This window comes from Mucilaginibacter sp. JRF (assembly GCF_015223065.1).
Taxonomy (GTDB): Bacteria; Bacteroidota; Bacteroidia; order Sphingobacteriales; family Sphingobacteriaceae; genus Mucilaginibacter.
Genome location: NZ_JADFBY010000008.1, coordinates 23,341 through 43,441, shown reverse-complemented (window position 1 = coordinate 43,441; position 20,101 = coordinate 23,341). Strand labels below are relative to the sequence as shown.

The 20,101-nt window shown below is 42.1% G+C and carries 17 protein-coding genes; 11 read left to right on the top strand and 6 right to left on the bottom strand.

Features of this window, described 5'->3' with window-relative positions:
- Positions 1 to 17: 17 nt before the first annotated feature.
- Together IM792_RS17020 and IM792_RS17015 are read left to right on the top strand one after the other, a co-directional pair.
- Complete coding sequence (locus tag IM792_RS17020) at positions 18 to 1,277, top strand: putative DNA modification/repair radical SAM protein (RefSeq protein ID WP_194103105.1); 1,260 nt, start codon at positions 18 to 20, stop codon at positions 1,275 to 1,277.
- A gap of 2 nt (positions 1,278 to 1,279) precedes the next feature.
- Positions 1,280 to 2,041 carry a TIGR03915 family putative DNA repair protein gene (locus IM792_RS17015; protein ID WP_194103104.1) on the top strand — a complete coding sequence of 254 codons (762 nt, stop codon included), beginning with the start codon at positions 1,280 to 1,282 and terminating at the stop codon, positions 2,039 to 2,041.
- Positions 2,042 to 2,095: 54 nt separating this feature from the next.
- Here the strand turns inward: IM792_RS17015 and dnaB are convergent, their stop codons facing one another.
- Complete coding sequence (gene dnaB / locus IM792_RS17010; protein ID WP_194103103.1) at positions 2,096 to 3,658, bottom strand: replicative DNA helicase; 1,563 nt, start codon at positions 3,656 to 3,658, stop codon at positions 2,096 to 2,098.
- 272 nt (positions 3,659 to 3,930) lie between these two features.
- Here dnaB and rlmB point away from each other — a divergent pair, with 272 nt between their 5' ends.
- Complete coding sequence (gene rlmB, locus IM792_RS17005; RefSeq protein WP_194103102.1) at positions 3,931 to 4,698, top strand: 23S rRNA (guanosine(2251)-2'-O)-methyltransferase RlmB; 768 nt, start codon at positions 3,931 to 3,933, stop codon at positions 4,696 to 4,698.
- A 76-nt stretch (positions 4,699 to 4,774) separates the two neighbouring features.
- Here the strand turns inward: rlmB and IM792_RS17000 are convergent, their stop codons facing one another.
- The gene (locus IM792_RS17000) at positions 4,775 to 5,968 is read right to left on the bottom strand and encodes a pyridoxal phosphate-dependent aminotransferase (RefSeq protein ID WP_194103101.1); all 1,194 of its coding nucleotides are present in this window, start codon (positions 5,966 to 5,968) and stop codon (positions 4,775 to 4,777) included.
- A 73-nt stretch (positions 5,969 to 6,041) separates the two neighbouring features.
- Here IM792_RS17000 and IM792_RS16995 point away from each other — a divergent pair, with 73 nt between their 5' ends.
- From IM792_RS16995 to IM792_RS16985, 3 genes are all read left to right on the top strand, one after another.
- Complete coding sequence (locus IM792_RS16995) at positions 6,042 to 7,034, top strand: cation diffusion facilitator family transporter (RefSeq protein WP_194103100.1); 993 nt, start codon at positions 6,042 to 6,044, stop codon at positions 7,032 to 7,034.
- The gene (locus tag IM792_RS16990; RefSeq protein WP_194103099.1) at positions 7,031 to 7,486 is read left to right on the top strand and encodes an NUDIX domain-containing protein; all 456 of its coding nucleotides are present in this window, start codon (positions 7,031 to 7,033) and stop codon (positions 7,484 to 7,486) included. Before IM792_RS16995 ends, IM792_RS16990 begins: the two co-directional genes overlap by 4 nt.
- A 101-nt stretch (positions 7,487 to 7,587) precedes the next feature.
- Positions 7,588 to 8,199, top strand: a complete 612-nt coding sequence (locus IM792_RS16985) for a hypothetical protein (protein ID WP_194103098.1) — start codon at positions 7,588 to 7,590, stop codon at positions 8,197 to 8,199.
- A gap of 29 nt (positions 8,200 to 8,228) precedes the next feature.
- Here IM792_RS16985 and IM792_RS16980 read toward each other — a convergent pair whose 3' ends face one another.
- The 4 genes from IM792_RS16980 to IM792_RS16965 form a co-directional block, all read right to left on the bottom strand.
- The gene (locus IM792_RS16980) at positions 8,229 to 10,097 is read right to left on the bottom strand and encodes an alkaline phosphatase family protein (RefSeq protein WP_194103097.1); all 1,869 of its coding nucleotides are present in this window, start codon (positions 10,095 to 10,097) and stop codon (positions 8,229 to 8,231) included.
- Positions 10,098 to 10,175: 78 nt separating this feature from the next.
- Positions 10,176 to 10,823 carry a DUF4412 domain-containing protein gene (locus IM792_RS16975; RefSeq protein WP_194103096.1) on the bottom strand — a complete coding sequence of 216 codons (648 nt, stop codon included), beginning with the start codon at positions 10,821 to 10,823 and terminating at the stop codon, positions 10,176 to 10,178.
- Positions 10,824 to 10,891: 68 nt separating this feature from the next.
- The gene (locus IM792_RS16970) at positions 10,892 to 12,961 is read right to left on the bottom strand and encodes a ComEC/Rec2 family competence protein (protein WP_194103095.1); all 2,070 of its coding nucleotides are present in this window, start codon (positions 12,959 to 12,961) and stop codon (positions 10,892 to 10,894) included.
- Positions 12,962 to 12,997: 36 nt separating this feature from the next.
- A complete protein-coding gene (locus tag IM792_RS16965; protein ID WP_194103094.1) occupies positions 12,998 to 13,333 on the bottom strand; it encodes a MerR family transcriptional regulator in 336 nt (111 codons plus the stop codon).
- Between the two features lie 162 nt (positions 13,334 to 13,495).
- Here IM792_RS16965 and IM792_RS16960 point away from each other — a divergent pair, with 162 nt between their 5' ends.
- The 5 genes from IM792_RS16960 to IM792_RS16940 all read left to right on the top strand — a co-directional run bounded on the left by IM792_RS16960 (position 13,496) and on the right by IM792_RS16940 (position 20,094).
- Complete coding sequence (locus IM792_RS16960) at positions 13,496 to 13,840, top strand: hypothetical protein (RefSeq protein WP_194103093.1); 345 nt, start codon at positions 13,496 to 13,498, stop codon at positions 13,838 to 13,840.
- A gap of 99 nt (positions 13,841 to 13,939) precedes the next feature.
- A complete protein-coding gene (locus IM792_RS16955) occupies positions 13,940 to 16,663 on the top strand; it encodes a carboxypeptidase-like regulatory domain-containing protein (RefSeq protein ID WP_194103092.1) in 2,724 nt (907 codons plus the stop codon).
- A 171-nt stretch (positions 16,664 to 16,834) separates the two neighbouring features.
- A complete protein-coding gene (locus IM792_RS16950) occupies positions 16,835 to 17,410 on the top strand; it encodes a sigma-70 family RNA polymerase sigma factor (RefSeq protein WP_194103091.1) in 576 nt (191 codons plus the stop codon).
- Between the two features lie 67 nt (positions 17,411 to 17,477).
- On the top strand, positions 17,478 to 18,974 hold the full coding sequence (locus tag IM792_RS16945; protein ID WP_194103090.1) for a calcineurin-like phosphoesterase family protein: 1,497 nt from the start codon (positions 17,478 to 17,480) through the stop codon (positions 18,972 to 18,974).
- A 133-nt stretch (positions 18,975 to 19,107) separates the two neighbouring features.
- Positions 19,108 to 20,094, top strand: coding sequence for a FecR family protein (locus IM792_RS16940; protein WP_194103089.1), 987 nt, complete (start codon positions 19,108 to 19,110; stop codon positions 20,092 to 20,094).
- The last annotated feature ends 7 nt before the right edge of the window (positions 20,095 to 20,101 follow it).

The following is a 20,101-nucleotide window of genomic DNA, read 5'->3' as shown; positions in this document are numbered from 1 at the left end:
AGTAATTTTGTTTTGGGATGAATTTAGAGCGGATAACAGAAAAGCTTAATATACTGGCTGATGCAGCCAAGTATGATGTGTCGTGCGCATCGAGCGGCAGTAAGCGAAAGAATGAGAATAAAGGCTTGGGTAATGCCAGTAATGGCATTTGTCACTCATATACCGAGGATGGCCGTTGTGTATCGTTATTGAAGATACTGCTTACCAATCATTGTATTTTTGATTGTGCTTATTGTGTATCGCGCAAAAGCAATGATATTAAGCGTGCCGCATTTACGGTGCAGGAAGTGGTTGATCTGACCATTAATTTTTATCGTCGTAATTATATAGAAGGCCTGTTTCTCAGCTCCGGCATTTTTAAGGATGCTGATACTACGATGGAGCGTTTGGTACAGGTGGCTAAGAAATTACGTACCGAGCATAAATTCAATGGCTATATACATCTCAAATCTATCCCCGGTGCAAGTGATGAATTAATGCGGGAGGCTGGTTTGTACGCCGACAGGCTCAGCGTAAATCTGGAAATGCCTACCGAAGAAGGCTTGAAACTTTTGGCGCCCGATAAGGACAGGAAAGATATGATACAACCGATGGATTTTCTCCGCAACGAGATTATTCAGCGTGCCGAGGAGAAAAAGCTTTTTAAAAAAGCGCCCATGTTTGCACCCGCCGGACAAAGCACTCAGGTAATTGTTGGTGCTACCGCAATAGAGGATGACAGGGCGATACTCCACTCGGCCAATCATTTCTACAAAAACTTTAAACTAAAACGGGTGTACTATTCGGGTTATGTACCGGTACTGGCTGATAACCGTTTACCGGCCTTAAATACCGCCGTGCCCATGGTACGCGAAAACCGTTTGTACCAGGCCGATTGGCTAATGCGATTTTATGGCTTTCGAGTTAATGAGATCGTGAATAATGATCAGCCGCATCTCGATCTGGATATTGATCCTAAGTTAAGCTGGGCATTACGTAATATGCAGATATTCCCGGTGGATATTAATAAGGCCGATCTGCAAGTTATACTCCGTGTGCCGGGCATTGGTTTATTATCGGCACAAAAAATTGTGAGTGCCCGCAAATTCAACCGCCTTAATTGGGAGCATATTAAAAAGCTGGGCGTGGCGGTAAACCGTGCCCGATATTTTATTACCTGCAACAGTAATGCATACGAGCGTCGTGATTTGACCGGCACACGCATTAAGCAATTCATATTGGCCGAATCGCAAAGCAAATACCTCAAAAATAAACCCGACCAGCTAAGCCTTTTTTAATTATGACAACCACGCTTGTATATGATGGCTCGTTTGAAGGTTTGCTAACCGCGGTGTTCGAGGTATACGAACATCGGTTAGAGTATGTAAAGCTGGTAAAAGGTGAGTGGCGCAGCATCGCGTTATTTGATAACGTAATGCAAATTGTTACCGATGAATCTCGCTATGGCCGTGTATTAAAGGGCTTGCAAAAAAAACTATCTCCAAGTGGTATGCAGCGTTTATATGTGGCGCATTTATCGGGTATTGATGATGCTGATTCGGCGGCGTTAGGTTATATACGCTATGTGTTTGATGCGCAGCAAAATATTGAGGAAGATTACGGGAATCGTTACGTAATGCGCGTATCAGAGATAGTAAAAATGATGCGCCGCGAAAAGCATCGGATGGAAGCCTTTATACGCTTCCAAAAATTGCAGGATGGTTTATTTTATTCGGTGATCGAGCCTGATTTTAATGTGTTGCCCATGCTGATCCGTCATTTTAAGAACCGCTATGCCGATCAACGCTGGATGATCTACGATCTGAAAAGAAAGTATGGTATTTATTACGATCTGCACCAGGTTGAATTTATGGAGATGGATTTTAGCGAAGGGCAGGGGGCGGCAAATGTGATCAGCTCATTTACCGATGATGAAGACGCGTATCAGCACCTATGGAAGAATTACTTTAAAAGTGTGAATATCGCCTCCCGCAAAAATACTAAGCTTCACATCAGGCACATCCCAAAACGTTATTGGAAACATTTAACAGAGAAGATATAAAACAAGAAAAGCGACAGTTGCCTATCGCTTTTCATATCTGATAATACTTTTAGCTTAAAATGGAGCCTCATCATCCATATCATCCATACGTGAAGGGCGGATGATGAAATTGCTGGCATTCGGGTTATCAAAACCTTGCGATGGGGCTAAGCCGGCAAATGCGTTATTAGCGCCTGCGCCAAAGCTGTTATCATCCTCAAGGTTATCGAACTTAACGTATTTACCAACAAATTTAAGGCGTACACGGCCGGTTTCACCGTTACGGTGCTTGGCTATAATAACCTCGCCTACACCTTGAGTTGGGTTGTTGTCCTCATCCACATCAAGGCCGTAATATTCAGGGCGGTAAAGGAATAATACCATATCCGCATCCTGCTCAATAGAGCCGGATTCACGCAAATCGGATAGCATTGGTCTTTTTGATCCACCCGGCCTGCTCTCAACCGCGCGGCTTAACTGCGACAGTGCGATAACCGGCACGTTCAATTCCTTAGCTACCGATTTTAGCGCACGCGATATACTACCGATCTCCTGCTCACGGTTACCACCCTTGCCATCATTTTTACCGTGCATCAGCTGCAAGTAGTCAATGATTATCAGCTGGATATCGTGCTGAGCCTTTAAACGACGGCACTTAGCACGGAATTCAAATATATTCAGGGCAGGGGTGTCATCAATTATCAGGGTTGCTTGCTCAAGCTTGCGTACCTTACTGTGTATCTGCTCCCATTCCCAGGGTTCAAGGTTACCTTTACGTATCTTTTCCTGTTCAATTTGCGCCTCGCCGGATATCAAACGATTAACCAACTGAACCGACGACATCTCTAACGAAAACACAGCTACTGGTTTATCAAAATCTACAGCGGCATTACGCGCGCAACTTAGTACGAAGGCCGTTTTACCCATCGCCGGACGAGCAGCGATGATAACCAGGTCGGATTTTTGCCAGCCCGAGGTCATGCGGTCAAGATCTGTAAAGCCTGATGCTACACCGGTAAGGCCATCGGTTTTATCTTTCAAGGCTTCGATATCACGTAGCGCCTCGTGCATCAGGTCGTCCATTTTGCGCGAGTCGCGGCGAAGGTTGTTTTGGGCTATATCGAAAAGGTTTTTCTCGGCCTTATCTAACAGATCCAGTACGTCGGTAGTATCTTCATAAGCGCTGTTGATCACATCGGTTGATATACGGATCAGCTCACGCTGAATGAATTTTTGGATAATAATACGGGCGTGATACTCGATATTGGCCGCCGATGCCACACGATTAGTAAGCTCAGTAATGTAATAAGCACCGCCAATCATCTCCAGTTCGCCCTGTGCACGCAGGTGCGCGGTAACGGTTAGTATATCTACAGGAGATGTTTTTTCGAACAGGATACGTATAGCCTGGAATATTTTTTGGTGACTGTCCTTGTAAAAAACATCCGGTTTCAGGATATCAATTACTGATGATAGCGCATCCTTTTCGAGCATAAGCGCACCCAGTACAGCTTCCTCAAGATCAAGTGCTTGCGGAGGCAATTTACCAAGGCCGCTAAAGTTGTTTCCGGCAGTGAATCGGTTTCGGCGTTCGTTAGTGTTCGGCTTATTATACTGATTTTCGTTATCGGGGATCATAGCCTACAAAAATATACAAATAAATATCGGATTAGCTAACATTATGCTGAAAATTGCAAAACAATACGTTGAAAAAAAATGGTTTAGCAAGTAATTATAATCAACATCATATGTTAATAACGTGTTAGTTACTTATTTATGTTGTTGTAAATCAGATGTGTTGATAACTATTTGGCATTGTTAACTTGCTGAGGCTGTACTCAAACGCCACATCGGTTCAATAAGTGCATAATCAAATTAATATAGCTATTTTTGACCCTTAAATTTTTGCAATGGCATTCAATTCAAAACCTGTTCGAGAAAGTAACCAGATGGTGTTTGGCATACGTGCCGTTATTGAGGCGATCCGTTCGGGTAAGGAGATAGAATCGTTATATATTCAGCGTGGAATTAGCGGCGGTTTAATGAGCGAACTAAAAACGCTACTCGGCGAATATCAGCTTACAGCCCAGCAAGTACCGGTAGAGAAACTTAACCGCCTAACGCCCAAAAACCACCAGGGAGCGGTGGCTTTTATATCGCCCATAGTATATCAAAAAATTGAGGATATCATCCCCGAAATATTTGAGAAAGGAGAGGTGCCGCTGATACTGGTGCTTGATAGTATTACCGATGTACGTAACATGGGCGCTATTGCCCGTACTGCCGAGTGCGCGGGCGTACATGCCATAGTAGTACCGGCCAAAGGTTCGGCGCAAATCAATCCCGATGCTATTAAAACTTCGGCCGGGGCATTATACAAGATACCGGTTTGTCGCCAGCAAAATCTATTACAAACCGTAAGATTCATCCAAGAATCGGGCCTGCAACTGGTTTGCTGTACCGAAAAAACCAATGAGTATTTATACAAGCCCGACTATACAGCGCCTACAGCTATCATAATGGGATCTGAGGAGGATGGTATTCGTAACGAGATCATCCGCATTGCTGATCACCTGGCTAAAATACCTATGTATGGCGAGATTGAATCACTTAACGTAAGTGTATCAGCCGGTATAATAATTTATGAGGCAGTAAGGCAAAGAGGCGTAAACTTGTAAATGTTCTCAAATTTAGCATAACAAAAAAGCTCCGATATGTAATACCGGAGCTTTTTTGTTGAGCTATTTTATTTGCTTATTGTAGTTTACCAAGAGCTTCTTTAATGCGTCTTAAAGCTTCTACCAATTTGTCTTCAGCCGCGGCGTATGACATGCGGATAGACCTCTTATCGCCAAATGAATCGCCACCTACGGTTGATACATTAGCTTCTTCTAAAATGTAGATGCTCAGTTCATCAGCATCATTAATGGTTTTTCCATTGTAGCTTTTGCCAAAAAATGAAGTAACATCAGGGAAGAAGTAGAACGCGCCTTCAGGCAGGTTAACCTTGATGCCGTCAATATTTTTCAGCAGGTTGTACACAATATCACGACGTTTTTGGAACTCATCGCGCATTTGGTGTACGCTTTCTAAACCACCCTCGTAAGCGGCAGTACCGGCACGCTGGGTGATAGAGCAAGTGCCTGAAGTGATCTGTCCTTGTATTTTATCGCAAGCTGCCGCAAGTTCTTTACTTGATGCGGTGTAGCCTATGCGCCAGCCCGTCATGGCGTATGATTTTGAGAAACCATTGATGATCACCACACGATCTTTGATGCTCTCAAACTGCGCGATTGATTCGTGGCCACCAACAAAGTTAATGTGTTCGTATATCTCGTCTGACAGGATGTAAACGTGTGGATGTTTCTCAAATACTTTTACTAATGATGCCAGTTCATCCTTGCTGTAAACGCTACCGGTAGGGTTACATGGCGATGAGAACATGAAAAGCTTACTGTTAGGAGTAATGGCAGCCTCTAATTGCTCGGCGGTAATTTTAAAGTTCTGCTCGGCAGTGGCTTCAATAAATACACTTTTACCTTCGGCAAGTTTTACTACTTCAGAGTATGATACCCAGTAAGGAGTAGGGATGATCACTTCTTCGCCCGGGTTAACCAAACAAAGTACCGCGTTGGCAATAGCTTGCTTAGCGCCGGTTGATACCACGATCTGGCTCATGTCATAATCCAGGCCGTTCTCGTTTTTCAACTTGGCAGCGATAGCTTTACGCAGGTCAGGGTAACCTGATACCGGCGTATAATAAGTAAAGTTATCATCCATCGCCTTCTTGGCGGCATCCTTTATATATTCAGGTGTATGAAAGTCAGGCTCGCCAAAGCTAAGGTTGATCACATCAACACCTTTGGCAGCTAATTCACGGCCCAGTTTGGCCATTTTAATGGTTGCTGATTCTGACAGGTTCTGTATCCTGTTACTTAATGTAGTCATATTGTTTATGTTAACGCGGCAAATATAGAAAATAAGTTTACTGCTGATTACGCTTGTTATTCATTAAATTTGCATGCTAACAGAATTTATTTTGGGCGAGCAAAAAAGGATAATCCTCATCTCATTGATAACGGGCGTAGTGCTGATGTTGGCTAAGTTCAGCGCTTACTTTATCACCTCATCAAATTTTATATTAACTGATGCTGCCGAAAGCATTGTGAACGTGGTTGCCAGCTCGTTCGCTTTCTTCAGTATTTACCTATCCGCATTACCGCGCGACGAGAACCATCCTTACGGCCATGGCAAGGTTGAGTACTTTTCTGTTTTTTTAGAAGGAGGCCTGATCGTAATTGCTGGCGGCATCATCATTGTAAAATCAACCTATGGTTTGTTAAACCCCGAGCCGGTGCACGATCTGCTTACAGGTGGTGTTATTATAGCCGTTACAGGTTTAGTAAATGGTGGTTTAGGTTATTATCTCATTGAAAGAGGCAAAGCTTTACGGTCAATTACGTTAGAGGCGGACGGTAAGCATTTACTGACCGACACCGTTACCAGTGGAGCTTTAATTATCGGCTTACTTATTATCTATTTTACGGGTATAATTTGGCTCGATAGCGCTTTATCCATTTTGGCGGGCTTATACATATTGTTTTCGGGGTATAAACTCGTTCGCCGTTCAATTGCCGGATTGATGGATGAAACCGACTTTGATGTTGTTACCGATATACTAAAAGTATTGAATGACCAACGTAAGGATGAATGGATTGATATACATAACCTGCGTGCCCAAAAATATGGCAGCGAACTGCATATTGATTGCCATTTAACGCTGCCTAATTATTTCGATCTGAATAAGGTGCACGAGGAAGTATCGTTGGTTGATAAGATAATAAATAAGCAGGCCGGTGTTAAAACGGAGCTGTTTATTCACTCTGATCCATGCCTGCCCGAGTGTTGCCACTATTGCAGCATGCCCAATTGCCCTATACGGTCAGAACCTAAACGGGTAAAGATAGAGTGGACCTTAGATAAAGTAATGCGTAATAAAAAACATTTTGAATGACATACATTAACGTACGTGTTTACGGGTTATTAATTAATAACGATAACCAGGTGCTGTTAAGTGATGAGCGCGAATACGGCATGCAATTCATCAAATTTCCGGGTGGAGGACTTGAGTATGGCGAGGGGCTGATTGATGGGCTTAAGCGTGAGTTTATGGAGGAATGCGCCATGGAGATCGACGTGTTGAGCCATTTTTATACTACCGATTTCTTCATTAAATCGGCATTTAATGATAGCCAGATAATGAGCGTTTATTACCTGGTAAAAAACACGCAGCCAATGCAGCTGACCATCAAAACCAAAGCTTTTGATTTTGACGGCGATGGCACTGCGGATATATTGCAGGCTTTCCGCTGGGCTGATATTGATACGCTGAAACCTGATGATGTTACCTTCCCTACGGATCAGCGCGTGGTGGAGCTTTTAAAGCAGATATATGCCGGAAAGTGATATGCATCACCCATACATTTTACCACAATATTGCACAAGCAATAATTTGCACAATTATATTTACCACGAATTTTAACATCGACCTATTATACTTTTGATATATGGAATTAACCACACTACTACCTAAAATTGTTGCCGACGATAAGCTGCATGCTAAATGGTTGAATACACTATCGCTTATGGAGAATACAGGCGCGCGTAAAATATCGGCCAGTGAAGATCCTGTTACCGTAACATACATCATATTAAAACACGCCGCCGAGGAGCATCGTCATGCTTTTTACCTCAAGAAACAAATAGAAAAAACAGGCGAGGGGCAGTGCCCAACCTATGCTAACGAATACCTGGTAGCCCCGGCAAGCAGCAAATATTATTTGAACGTTCTTGATGTTGAGGTGAGCCGTTATTTGAAAAAGGTATTGAACCTATCGGGTGCTGAATTGCGTTTTGCAGCCTATCTGCTGGTTACTTATGCTATTGAGGTGCGTGCCGATAAACTTTATCCCATCTACCAACAAGCGCTTGATAACGCTGGCAGCAAGGTAAATGTAAAATCGATCATATTGGAAGAAGAAGGCCATCTGGAAGAAATGATCAACCAGTTGCACCAATTCTCGCCTGATTGGCAGATATATGCTGATAAGGCCGTTGAAATAGAAACCCGCCTGTTTAAAGAATGGGTGAATGCGCTGTCGGCAGAATTAGCAGCTTAAGATATTCTAATATACATTTCACAAAGCCTTTATAGCTTCATGTATTCAGCGAATACCTGTTGCATAAAGGCTTTGCCGTATTGTAATAATTCTTCGGTTTGATTTTTTGATTGGCTTGGCGGGGCATTGTATATAATTCGTTTGCCTGCATTATCGTACGATACTACCTGCCCGGGCACCATAAATCCGAAACCATTATCCCAATCAAAAAACGCGAACTCCTTACTGTGAGGATTCAAAAGGTTTTTTGACCATTTAAATTGCTCGTTAGGTATATTTAACTGAGCCAGTAATGTAGCGGCAATATCCGTTTGGCTGCCCAATTTATGTATGCGCTTGCCGCGATATTCGGGTTTAACCACATCGCCAAAAAATAGTAATGGGATATGATATTTTTGCGGCTCGAACGGATCGGCATTATTCAGTGGTAACCTATGCCCATGATCGGCCACTAAAATAAACAGGGTATTTTTATACCAATCCTCTTTTTTTGCCAGATCGAGATATTCTTTCAGACTGGCATCCGTATAATAAGCGGTGCTCCTGAACTTGTTGATCAGATCCTCGCCCGGAAAGTGCGAAGGCACCGGCAGGTCAAATGGTTCGTGGTTACTTAGCGTTTGCAGGTAACTGAAAAAAGGCTGTTCCTCCTCGTTTAAAAACTTAATGTGCTTTTTCATCACCACATCATCATGCGCTCCCCATTTCGAGTTCATGTCGGCAGCATCGAAATTCTTTTTATCAATCACCTCATTAGTTTTATGGCTAAGCATATAAGCCTTAAAATTCATGAATTCGCTTTCGCCACCATACATGTACGATGTTGCATAGTGCTGCTTATAAAAAACTTTAGTTAACGATGGCAGGCGTTCCTGCTTAACGTTATCAACTATTACAGTACGTATGGCCTGCGACGGGAAAGCGCTTAATATTCCCACAATACCTTTATCAGTACGATCGCTGGTAGCATAAACGCTATCAAATAATAAACCGTGTTTAATAAAATCCTCAAAGTTAGGGGCATCACCCTTTTCACCACCTAATGATTCTATCAGGTCGGCCGTAAAGCTTTCTATCTGTATAACAACAATATTGGGCTTGGTAGTGGTCAATATTTTTACTGTAGTATCTTTTTTAACCGAGTACATGCTGTCAACTACGCTCTCGGCCTCGTGCGCGGACATGTACAGGTAGGGATTGTAAGGCGTTTTAAAATTCTCGACCGTGTTATGTAGCAGATTCCATTCAGTATTTAGCGCGCTTTGGTTCAGTATCTGTTTATCGCTAAAGTAGGCCATGCTCTGGTTCATGGGCGATAGCTGTACACCACCACGAATAAGCAGTAGATTCAACCCGGCTAACAGAGCAATTACAAATGGTTTTATATACCATTTAAGCTCGGGCTTTTTAAAGTTGTAATCAACAATATAATTGGATATTATGATACCGGCAGCTAACAAAAGAGCGCCTATAAATAAACTCAAGCCAATAGGTGAGGAGCCGGTTGAAGCCATAGCTTCTGATGGTGAATGGTACAAGGTATCAAATACCCTATAGCTGATCTTGCTACCCCATTCACGAAATATATTAAGGTTAAGTATGGAAACAAGTGATATGATGAAGATGCAGAAATAAACATATACTCGCAGCCATAATCCCTTTATGTTAAGCCCCGGTATAAACCAGCCAATGATGAATACCAGAAGCGGGAGCACAGCGATATAACCCGCGGCAGATGCGTCAATACGAACGCCGTAGAAGAAGGTCTGGAATATCTCGCCGAACGAGGCTTTTTGCAGCTTATCAGTAAAATAAAGCTCAAAAGTAGCCCGGGTTATTACCGAGAATACAAGCCAGAAAAATATAAATCGGGTGAAACTAAATAGGCTTCTCAACATCAGGCGGCAAAAATACTTATTTGCCTGAATGTTAAGAAGCCTTTAATTAAATGTTATAATATAATGACGGGCTGAAAATTAATTGCCGCCGCCACCTAATGATTTTAAGTCGGTAAGAGTGATCTTATCAAAATCACCAGGTATGCCGAAGAAACCGGCAGGCACTTTTTGATCAGTAACGCTTTTTAAGGTTACGTTTACTGATTGGCCTTGCTGTAAAGCTGTAAATTGTACCGGTACGCCGCCAATATCTTTAAAGGTATGGCTGAATGAAGTTGAAGGGATCTTGATATCGTTAGTTACCCAAGCCTCGTAGCTGCTGCCGCTTTTTGAATCTTTTACGGTTACTTTTTTGCAGTTAAACCCGCTGATCACTTTAGTTTCGGTACCCGGAGTAAAGGTGAATTTAGGCTCCTGAGCTTTGCCCTCCTCAAGTTCGGCAGGGGTAGCAATAGCTGCCTTTTTTAAGTTAGCCACAGGCACATCAACTAAAACAGCTAAATAGTCGCCGTTTTTGGCAGTAATTATTTTTATTTCAGCAGGACCTTGCTGCATTGATGTAAGGCTGCTATCGCCTTTAAAGTAACTTTTGGTATCAACAGAACCACCCGGAGCCTGTACAGAGTATAGAGCAAAACCTTCGGTGTAGCTTTTTTGAGCGCTGGCACCTAACGCGGTGGCAGATAGAGTAACAAGCAACGCTGATCTTAGAAATTTAATGTTCATTGGGTCGTTTTTAGTTAGCACAAGTTAAGTTTTAATTGCAAAGTATGCAATTAAGTTAAAATATTAATTCATTGGTTAGATGGTATTATCAACGCTTTGTTACTGCCCGATACCATATATTTTATATGTACTGGCTTTAAAGCTTCAGCTATATTTTGCTTGTATTTACTATTGCTTTTACCGGCAATTATAATTGTTTGGTGTTTAGTGAGGTGGATATCATTTAGGCTGACTTTTCCCCTCAAGTAGATATACTCAGATGCATTATTAGTTGGTATGCTATCCCTGGCATCAACAACCAGAATTTGCTTGCCGTTGAAACTGATCGATTTGTTTTTATTAGCTTTTAATGATTCGAAACTTGTCATGTCAACCTCATCTATCCCGCAGCTATCCATGTAAGGTTTAATAGAATAGTTGTAAGTTTTACTGTTTGAATCAACATCGGTAATTAGTTTTACATGTTTTGCGGTACGTAAAGCAATGGCTGAGTTACTTCGTAAGCTAAAGAATACCATCTCGTTTGTATTTGATAGCAGGTAATTATTCCATAGTCTGAAACTGATAAATACGATCAATAAAAAACTCAAGCTCAATAATGCAGCTCTACCAAGTTTAAATAAACAGTAGCTAACCAGTATTACTATCAATACAGATAGTATAAATTCAGGATAACTTAACCAAACCCGATCTATAACTGACCATGGCGCATGCTCAATAACAGATAGCGTGTCATTGGTTAACAATATCAGCTTTTCGACCAATAAGCTTATCCATTTTGCTATCAGCCATCCTTTAGGGATAAACAGATATAGTATGCCACCGTACATGATCAAAGCAGATGGAATCAGTATTACCAGATTGCTTACCAAAAAATAAACCGGTACTTGGTGAAAATAGTAAGTGCTTAATGGTAATGTTACCAATTGTGCGGCTACGGATGCAGAACAGATCAGCCATAACTTATCGGCAAACTTGTTTTTAAAACTGAACTTTTGGTAGATGATGGGTTGTAACACGATCAATCCGCCCACGGCAATGTATGATAGCTGAAAGCCTACATCGGTTATTAATAGTGGATCAATAAGTAAAGTGATAAATGCCGATACCGCCAAAATATTTAGCTGGCTAATGCGCCGTGCAAAGCATCTGCCCAAAAGTATAAACGACAGCATAATGCCTGCCCTGCAAACCGGTGGCGAAAAGCCGGTGAGCAAAGCGTAACACCAAATACAGGCAATAACGATCAGCGTAACCAATATCCGTCCCCTTGCTCCATTATTTAGCGGCGCAAGCAGAAAAACTAATACCAAATATACAAGCCCAACATGTGCGCCCGAAACCGACAAAACATGTATAGTTCCCGTTTTTGAGTAGGCTTGCAAAACATCATTACTCAATTCGGCGCTATAACCCAATATCAATGTTGAAGCCACTGCTGCCGCATCCGGGTCGGTTATTACGAGTTTAAATTTGTCGACAAGCCTTTTCCGTAATTGCTGTGCGTAAGCCATTAATGAATTACCTGTGTTTGTTTTAACCACAGAAAATTGCCCGGGTGATAGATATGCCTGATGATATATGTTTTTGTGAGCCAGGTATTTACTGTAATTAAACTCAGCAGGGTTGAGCGGAGGACTTACCGGTTTGTACGTTGCAGGCATAAGTAAAACATCGCCATAATTAATATTTTTAGCGGCTTGTTCACTTAAATTGATCTGTAGTTTTCCGTTAACTATCAGTAAGTTATTATTATTTACGGCTTGTGATATTTTAGCTGTGAAACGTGTATTGCCATTCTTATTTACCGGCTCGGTAATAACCTTTACCAATAAGTTTTCTGCTTTGGTTTTTGAGAAATGATCAAACTTATCTATCTCGATAGAATTGCCCGTTATCAATATACCCGCTACAAAAAGGAACGTTAAAGCTGTAATCCCGCCAAACCAGGTATACCTGAAGACTTTAAGTGGCTTGTACAGCAGATTGAATAAAGTAAATACTGCTGCCAACAGCAATATCGGCCATAAAGGCCATCCACCAAAAAAATTAGAATAGTATACCCGGCAAAATATGCCTGCCGCATAGGGTATAAACAATAAAACAAACGGAAAAGCATCCTTATGGCTTGCTTTCATACGGGCGCGCGAAGGGGTTTAGGTGACTAACTGTACTTACAACTGATCGCGCACCTCAAGCAAAAACTTCTTCAGGTTTTCGAGCGCGTGCAATACTCTTTGCTGATCCTTGCTTTCGCCCATATTGTTTTTCATGTGGTCTTTGGCGCCGTTTATGGTGTAGCCCTTATCGCGTATCAGATGAAAAATGATCTTCAGATTCTCGATATCCTCCGGGGTAAAATAGCGATTGCCCTTCTTGTTTTTTTTTGGCTGGAGTATATCAAACTCCTTCTCGTAAAAACGCAGCAGCGACTGATTAACATCAAACATGGCCGATACTTCGCCCATGGTATAGTACATTTTACTTATTTCGTGCTCTTTATAGGGCATGGTAAATAATTATAGTAATGCCTCAAATATAACAGGTTTTAGCATTTATATAAACATTTTATATAACTCGCTAAACCATTGGCCTGAACATTACACGTAAACATTTGTTAAATATTATAACTGGCTTATTATTTATATGAATATGAAGAAAGGAGTACACCAATGAGTTCGAGATCAGCAAGACCGGTGAAAGATGAAAAAGGATTTTTCGGAAAAGTAAAAGATACCATAGACGATATTCTGTCAGGCCCGCAAGGTGACCTGGTAAGCAAAACATCGCCGGAACAGGAAAAAAAGGAAGCGAAAAACAGCGTTGCCAAAAAGCGTTCAACAAGCAAAACTGTAATACCATCGGCAAAAACCACAGTTAAACGCAAGGTAACCAAAGCAACCCCGGAGGCAAAAACCTTACAAGGAAAAGCCGAAAAACAGGTAATAGCAGCAAAGGCCATAGCGGTGAGCCATACTAATATTGAGCCTGTAAAAACACGTAAGCAGGGCAAATAAGTTTGATCATGTAATTGTGAAAATATGTTAAAACAGCATTTTGGGCCGATGCTTTAACGCTTGTTTTCTATATTAGCCTTTGATTAAACTTCAACGTTGATGAGAGCAAGGCGATATCTACTTTTATTTTTTCTGATTATTTTTTACATACCTGTATTTGCACAGCGCGATAGCGTTGGCTTGCAGGATCTGGTAGGCAAGTATGGCAAGGTAGCCGAATCATACCCTATTGAAAAGGTATATCTGCATTTTGATAAACCATATTATGCCGTGGGCGATACCGTTTGGTTCAAGGCTTATTTAACTTATACGCTTAATATGCCATCGCCATACAGCAAAATTATTTATGTAGATGTGCTGAATAGTAGCGATGGTTTGGTTCAATCGCTCACATTGCCGGTTAAGGATGGTACATCATCAGGCATGATACCACTTACTAAAGAGCTTTTTGCACAGGATAACTACCATATTAAGGCTTATACAAAGTGGATGGCCAATTTTGATGCCGACTACTTTTTTAATAAAACCATATCGGTAGGGAATGCCATAAAACCGGTAAATACGCTGGTTGATCTTAAACGGGAGATAAAAAACCAGATACCCGAAATAACGGCTAACATTGCATTTACCGATCAGACCGGGGCGCCGTTTGGTGATAAAAAAATAAGTTGGGTAGTAACATCAGGCGATGAAGAACTGGCAAAAGGTAAAGGTAATATTGAAAAGAACGGCCAGCTGAATGTGGCTTTCTCCAACACCAAAAATGCCGACCTGACGAAAGCTCAACTCAAAATTACCTACGAAGGTGCCGACCGTCAGGAGCAAACAAAGAACATATCGTTAAGTACTATTGCCGGAGCGGTGGATGTACAGTTCTTTCCCGAAGGTGGTAACCTGTTGGCTGGTGTAGCAACAAAAATTGCTATTAAAGCAGTACAGCCTAATGGTTTGGGCATTGGTTTTAAAGCCAGTATAACTGATAATTCGGGCACAGCAGTAGCGGTTTGTGAATCGCAGCATGCCGGCATGGGGGCTTTTAACCTAACCCCGCAACCCGGTAAAAGTTATAAGGCTGAAGTAACATTGGCGGATGGCTCACACCAAAGCTACGATCTGCCGCGCCCGCAAATGAGTGGCGTAAATTTAAATGTAAATCCGGTTGATACCGGCAGAATGCTCGTTGTAATATCTGCCGATTCATCTTACATAAAAAAGAATCAGAACAAGGCGTTCTACATAATAGGCAAAGCAGGGCAGGTAATTTGTTATGCTGCTCAAACAACACTTACCAAAGCATCGTATTCGGCGTATATACCAACCAGTAAATTTCCGACAGGAGTAATTCAGTTAACCCTACTTAACTCATACGGTCAGCCGCTTAGCGAAAGGTTGGTATTTGTAAAACATAACGATCAGCTATCACTTAGCGTTGCCGGCGATAAGCCATCATATAATAATCGTTCAAAAGTAAGGCTTAATGTGTCGGCTAAAAACAATGCCTTGCCTACTGAAGGTGAACTATCATTAACGGTAATTGACGAGGGCAAGGTTAAAAGTAACGAGAATGCTGAAACTACCATATTGAGTAGCTTGTTGCTTACATCGGAGCTTAAAGGACACATTGAGGACCCTAACTATTATTTCAGGCCAGCCAACAAAAATGCTTACTCGCATTTGGATGCCTTGATGCTTACGCAAGGTTACCGCAGATTTACTTACAGAGAGGTTATTGGTAATAAGTTGCCGCAAGTATTTTTCCTGCCGGAGCAAGGTATGGATATTACAGGTACATTACGTAACAATACCGGTATGCCTATAAAAGGTGGTTCGGTAACTTTGCAGATACCGAGCAAGTTTTATACAACCCGCACAGTAACTGATGCTGAGGGGCGGTTTAAATTCAGTAACCTGGTATTTACCGATTCATCGCAGGTGGTAGTGAGTGCTAAAAGTAATTATAACTCTAAAAATCTGATGGTGATGGTTGACCCGATAACTTACCCTAACTCGGGCAAAAGCTTATCGCATGCGGATGATGTGTTGAATATTGATACAATGATGACGGCTTACCTGCAAAACAGCAAAAAGTTCATCAACAGTTCAACCACGTTGCAGGAGGTTGTAATTAAAGCCAAGGCAAAACCAAAACTTACCGACCATACGCAGTTTTCGGCCTTATCGGGCTTAAGTTCAATTGATGCAAGGGTTATTTCGGGTGAGCAATTAAAGGGTTGTAATGATGTGCTAACCTGTTTGCAAACCATGGCACCGGGTGTAACCTACGATCCTCAAACACAATCATTTTATGTTACGCGCGATTATAACCAGGGTAAACGTGTGCCTATGTCGATATTTGCGCAGGGTAGCCCGGTTGATGTAAATTACCTGCGTGGAATAAGGGGAGATGATATTGAATCTGTCGAAGTTTTTTTACGTGATGATCTGGGTTTGGTTAACCGTACCTATCAAACCAATGGTGTATTATCGATTTATACTAAAAAGGCGCCACAGGGAACCAAAATATCAGTACAGGAATTACAGGATCTGCTGCCGCAACCAAGTGTAGCCAAGCTATCGCCCAAAGGCTATAACGTAGCTAAAAGTTTCTATTCACCTAAATACTTACCGGGCAATAAATCATTTGGTGCCGATTTGCGTAGTACTATTTACTGGAACCCTCGTGTACAAACTGATAAAGCCACCGGCAAAACATTTGTTGAGTTCTACACGGCTGATAGTCCGGGTAACTACAAAGTAGTAGTTGAGGGAACAGATAACAATGGCCGACTTGGCCGTGCGGTGTACCGTTTTAAAGTACAATAAGTCAGAGAATATAAAATTAAGAGAGGCGATCAGTATTTGATCGCCTCTCTTAATTTTTACCTTATATGTTTGGTTAATAATTTGTAACAAACATACTGTGTCAGAATTAACATAAAGTTAATAGCGTGGATGTCTGCCGACCGCCCGATGGCGATTAATTTTGCAACCGGCATGCATACGGTAAGCGAAGTTCAAATAAACACCCTCCATAACCTTGAAGTAATTTTCAGGGAACATTACTCGTCCCTGTTCAGGTACGTCCATACCATGGTTAAAGATGACGACGAGGCAAAGGACGTGCTGTCGGACATGTTTCTTAACCTGTGGATGCAGAGAGATAACCTTCAGATAACAAACATCAGGGCATATCTTTTTCGCGCGGCACGTAATGGCGCCTTAAAAGTGCTCTCATCAAAGCAAACTGATGAATTAACCGAAGATTGCTGGAATATCAGCGAACAGGCATTTAGTCCGTTTGAGCGTTTGGTAGCCAAGGAGTCGGTGAAAATTGTTGAGCGGATGATTAATAAATTACCTGCCATGCGTAAGGAGATCATCCAACTGCGCCTTACCGGGTTAAAGAATCACGAAATAGCCAAGGTGCTCGATGTTACCGAAAAGAAGATAGAATATCATATGCGCGAAGCCATCGAGCAATTAGGCTACTACATGCGTCATGAAAATTACGACCGTGCTACTATTGCCGGCGGGCTTCTGCTGGTTAATATAATGTTAACATTTATTTAACGATTTTTTTCGGGGGAAACAGGTAAGTCTTTGCCCTTTTCTTAAAAGATATCTTGTAATAAAACATATGTCGAACAGAAGAGATTTTATTAAAGGCCTGGGATTAACCGGCGCTATGCTAAGCATGCCAGCGGTTATCAATGCCGAACCGGTTGTTGCCGCTTCCGAAAAAGTTGATATTGCCAACATTACCCTTAAAGGCCGAGTGCTTAGCAACGGGCAGGGGTTAGCCAATGTAGCCGTTACCGATGGTATTAACATTGTACTTACCGATAAGGGTGGCAATTACCAAATACTAAGCAACAAAACAGCGCAGTTTGTTTACATCAGTTTGCCCGCCGGTTACGCTTTTCCTCATGAAAAAAGCATCACCCAGTTTTTTAAGCAGATAGATAATAACCAAAGCGTATTTAAGGCCGATTTCAGTTTAACCCGTCTTGAAAAAGAAGATATCAACCACACTTTCGTAGTTTGGGCCGATCCGCAAATTATCTCTAAAAAGGATGCAGCCATAATGCTCGAAACAACCGCTCCTGATCTGCGTGATCTGGTAGCATCGTACCCGGCCGGTACGCTAATGCACGGCATTGGCTGCGGCGATTTAGTGTGGGATCACTTTGAGCTTTATGAGGATTATAAAAAAGCCATAGGTATGTCTGGCCTGCCATTCTTTAACTTGATAGGTAACCATGATATGGATCTGGATGCCCGTACGGATGATTTTTCGGCACAAACCTTTAAAAAGAATTTTGGGCCTACTTACTATTCATATAATCGTGGGCAGGTGCATTATGTGGTTTTAGATGATGTGTTTTTTATCGGCACAGCCAAACGCTACATAGGTTACTTAACCGAAACACAGTTGCAATGGCTGGAGCAGGATCTATCGCACGTTAAGCCGGGTACAACTGTGGTGGTATCATTACACATACCTACTAATACCGGTGTTAAACGCCGCACCAATGCTAAGGATGATGAACTGGGTGGTGTGGTATCAAACCGTGAGCAGTTATATAAAATATTAGCGCCATATAAAGTTCACATCATGTCGGGCCATACGCACATGAACGAGAAATGGGAAGACCGTAATATGATAGAACACGTACACGGTACCGTTTGCGGTGCATGGTGGACGGGCCCTATCTGTAGCGATGGAGCGCCATCGGGGTATGCGGTTTATGAAGTTAAGGGTGGCGATATCAGCTGGTATTATAAATCAACCGGCAAGCCGAAAGATTATCAGCTTAAAATATACAAAAAAGGCTACCTGCAAACCGCGCCTGACGAAGTAGTAGCCAACGTTTGGAACTGGGATAGCAAATGGACCGTGCAATGGTATGAGGACGGTGTGCTTAAAGGCAACATGGAGCAACGTATTGATTATGACCCGTGGACGGTTGAGCTTTACAAAGGCGACCAGCTACCAAAAAAACATAAATGGGTTGATCCAACCCTGACCGATCACCTGTTTTTTGCTAAACCATCGGCAGGAGCAAAAAAGATAACCGTAACGGCAACTGACCGTTTCGGTAATAAATATACCCAGGATATGGATCTGGTATAATTAAGATTTTTCACTTGATGGAGGGCTGTTTCTGCTTAGCAGGGCAGCTTTTCCTGTTTTTGGTGGCTCTTAACAATTACTTCATAAACGCTTAACTATTTCTTTCAGTGGAAAGGGGAACTCCCGCTCTCTTATGTATAAAAAGATCGCAGTGAACTGGGAGATACTTATAAAATACCTGAACAAAGAAACTACAGAGGCCGAAAACGCCGAGGTGGAAACATGGCTTGGCGAGCGACCTGAAAATAAGTTGCTGCTGCAACACTTACAGGAGCGTAGCCAAAAAGCTAACGAGCCGGTTAAAGATGAGGTTATACATACCGAGTGGGTTAAGCTACTCGATAAAATGTATGCCGGCCCAAAGCAGATTAAGCAAACTAAAGTATCGAGGTTATACGCGTGGGCCGGGGTGGCAGCCTCATTAGTATTGGTTTGCTGTTTTACCTGGTACTCATTACAACGTAAAAAGGAGGCTTATGATAGCAATTATACATTAATAAAAAAATCGCCATTGCGCAAAAAAGTGGCCTTGCCCGATGGTACGCAAGTTTATTTAGGCCCTGATGCCGCATTAGAGGTAAGCAATGCCTACGGTGAAGCAAAACGCGAAGTACGCCTGCATGGCGAAGCATTCTTTGATGTTAAGCACGATGCTAAAAGATCATTCATAGTACGTACAGCTAACAATCTACAGGTTAACGTGCTGGGTACATCATTTAATGTTTACTCGCACAAAGGCGTGTCAGAGCATATCAAGGTAGCCACAGGTTTAGTAGGTTTTGTTGAGGGTAAGCGCACTTATTTTATTAAGGCGGGTGAGCAGTTGAATTACAATTTGACCGCGCATACAGCTCAAAAACAGGCTGTAAACGTGCAGGAAGCTGAAAGTCTGCTTAATGGAACACTTTATTTCAGCAAGAGTAATGCCTCGCAAATAGCGAACAAGCTGGAGCAATATTACCATATCAAAATAGAGGTAGAGCCATCGGCGGATAAAAAGTACAGCCTGTTTAGCGGCGAAATGCAGGATAACGGTCTGGATAAACTGCTCGAAGGCTTAAACTACGCTACCGGAATACACTACAAATACAAAAATCCACAAACGATTATTTTTTACTAATCATTAA

Bases quoted from the DNA above. Each gene is read 5' to 3' on its own strand.
- IM792_RS16945 (WP_194103090.1), top strand. From the start codon at position 17,478: ATGTCGAACAGAAGAGATTTTATTAAAGGCCTGGGATTAACCGGCGCT.
- IM792_RS17020 (WP_194103105.1), top strand. From the start codon at position 18: ATGAATTTAGAGCGGATAACAGAAAAGCTTAATATACTGGCTGATGCA.
- IM792_RS16940 (WP_194103089.1), top strand. From the start codon at position 19,108: ATGTATAAAAAGATCGCAGTGAACTGGGAGATACTTATAAAATACCTG.
- dnaB (WP_194103103.1), bottom strand. From the start codon at position 3,658: ATGATCCCCGATAACGAAAATCAGTATAATAAGCCGAACACTAACGAA.
- IM792_RS16990 (WP_194103099.1), top strand. From the start codon at position 7,031: ATGACATACATTAACGTACGTGTTTACGGGTTATTAATTAATAACGAT.
- IM792_RS16965 (WP_194103094.1), bottom strand. From the start codon at position 13,333: ATGCCCTATAAAGAGCACGAAATAAGTAAAATGTACTATACCATGGGC.
- IM792_RS16950 (WP_194103091.1), top strand. From the start codon at position 16,835: ATGCATACGGTAAGCGAAGTTCAAATAAACACCCTCCATAACCTTGAA.
- IM792_RS16975 (WP_194103096.1), bottom strand. From the start codon at position 10,823: ATGAACATTAAATTTCTAAGATCAGCGTTGCTTGTTACTCTATCTGCC.
- IM792_RS17015 (WP_194103104.1), top strand. From the start codon at position 1,280: ATGACAACCACGCTTGTATATGATGGCTCGTTTGAAGGTTTGCTAACC.
- IM792_RS16955 (WP_194103092.1), top strand. From the start codon at position 13,940: ATGAGAGCAAGGCGATATCTACTTTTATTTTTTCTGATTATTTTTTAC.
- IM792_RS16970 (WP_194103095.1), bottom strand. From the start codon at position 12,961: ATGAAAGCAAGCCATAAGGATGCTTTTCCGTTTGTTTTATTGTTTATA.
- IM792_RS16995 (WP_194103100.1), top strand. From the start codon at position 6,042: ATGCTAACAGAATTTATTTTGGGCGAGCAAAAAAGGATAATCCTCATC.
- rlmB (WP_194103102.1), top strand. From the start codon at position 3,931: ATGGCATTCAATTCAAAACCTGTTCGAGAAAGTAACCAGATGGTGTTT.
- IM792_RS16985 (WP_194103098.1), top strand. From the start codon at position 7,588: ATGGAATTAACCACACTACTACCTAAAATTGTTGCCGACGATAAGCTG.
- IM792_RS17000 (WP_194103101.1), bottom strand. From the start codon at position 5,968: ATGACTACATTAAGTAACAGGATACAGAACCTGTCAGAATCAGCAACC.
- IM792_RS16980 (WP_194103097.1), bottom strand. From the start codon at position 10,097: ATGTTGAGAAGCCTATTTAGTTTCACCCGATTTATATTTTTCTGGCTT.
- IM792_RS16960 (WP_194103093.1), top strand. From the start codon at position 13,496: ATGAGTTCGAGATCAGCAAGACCGGTGAAAGATGAAAAAGGATTTTTC.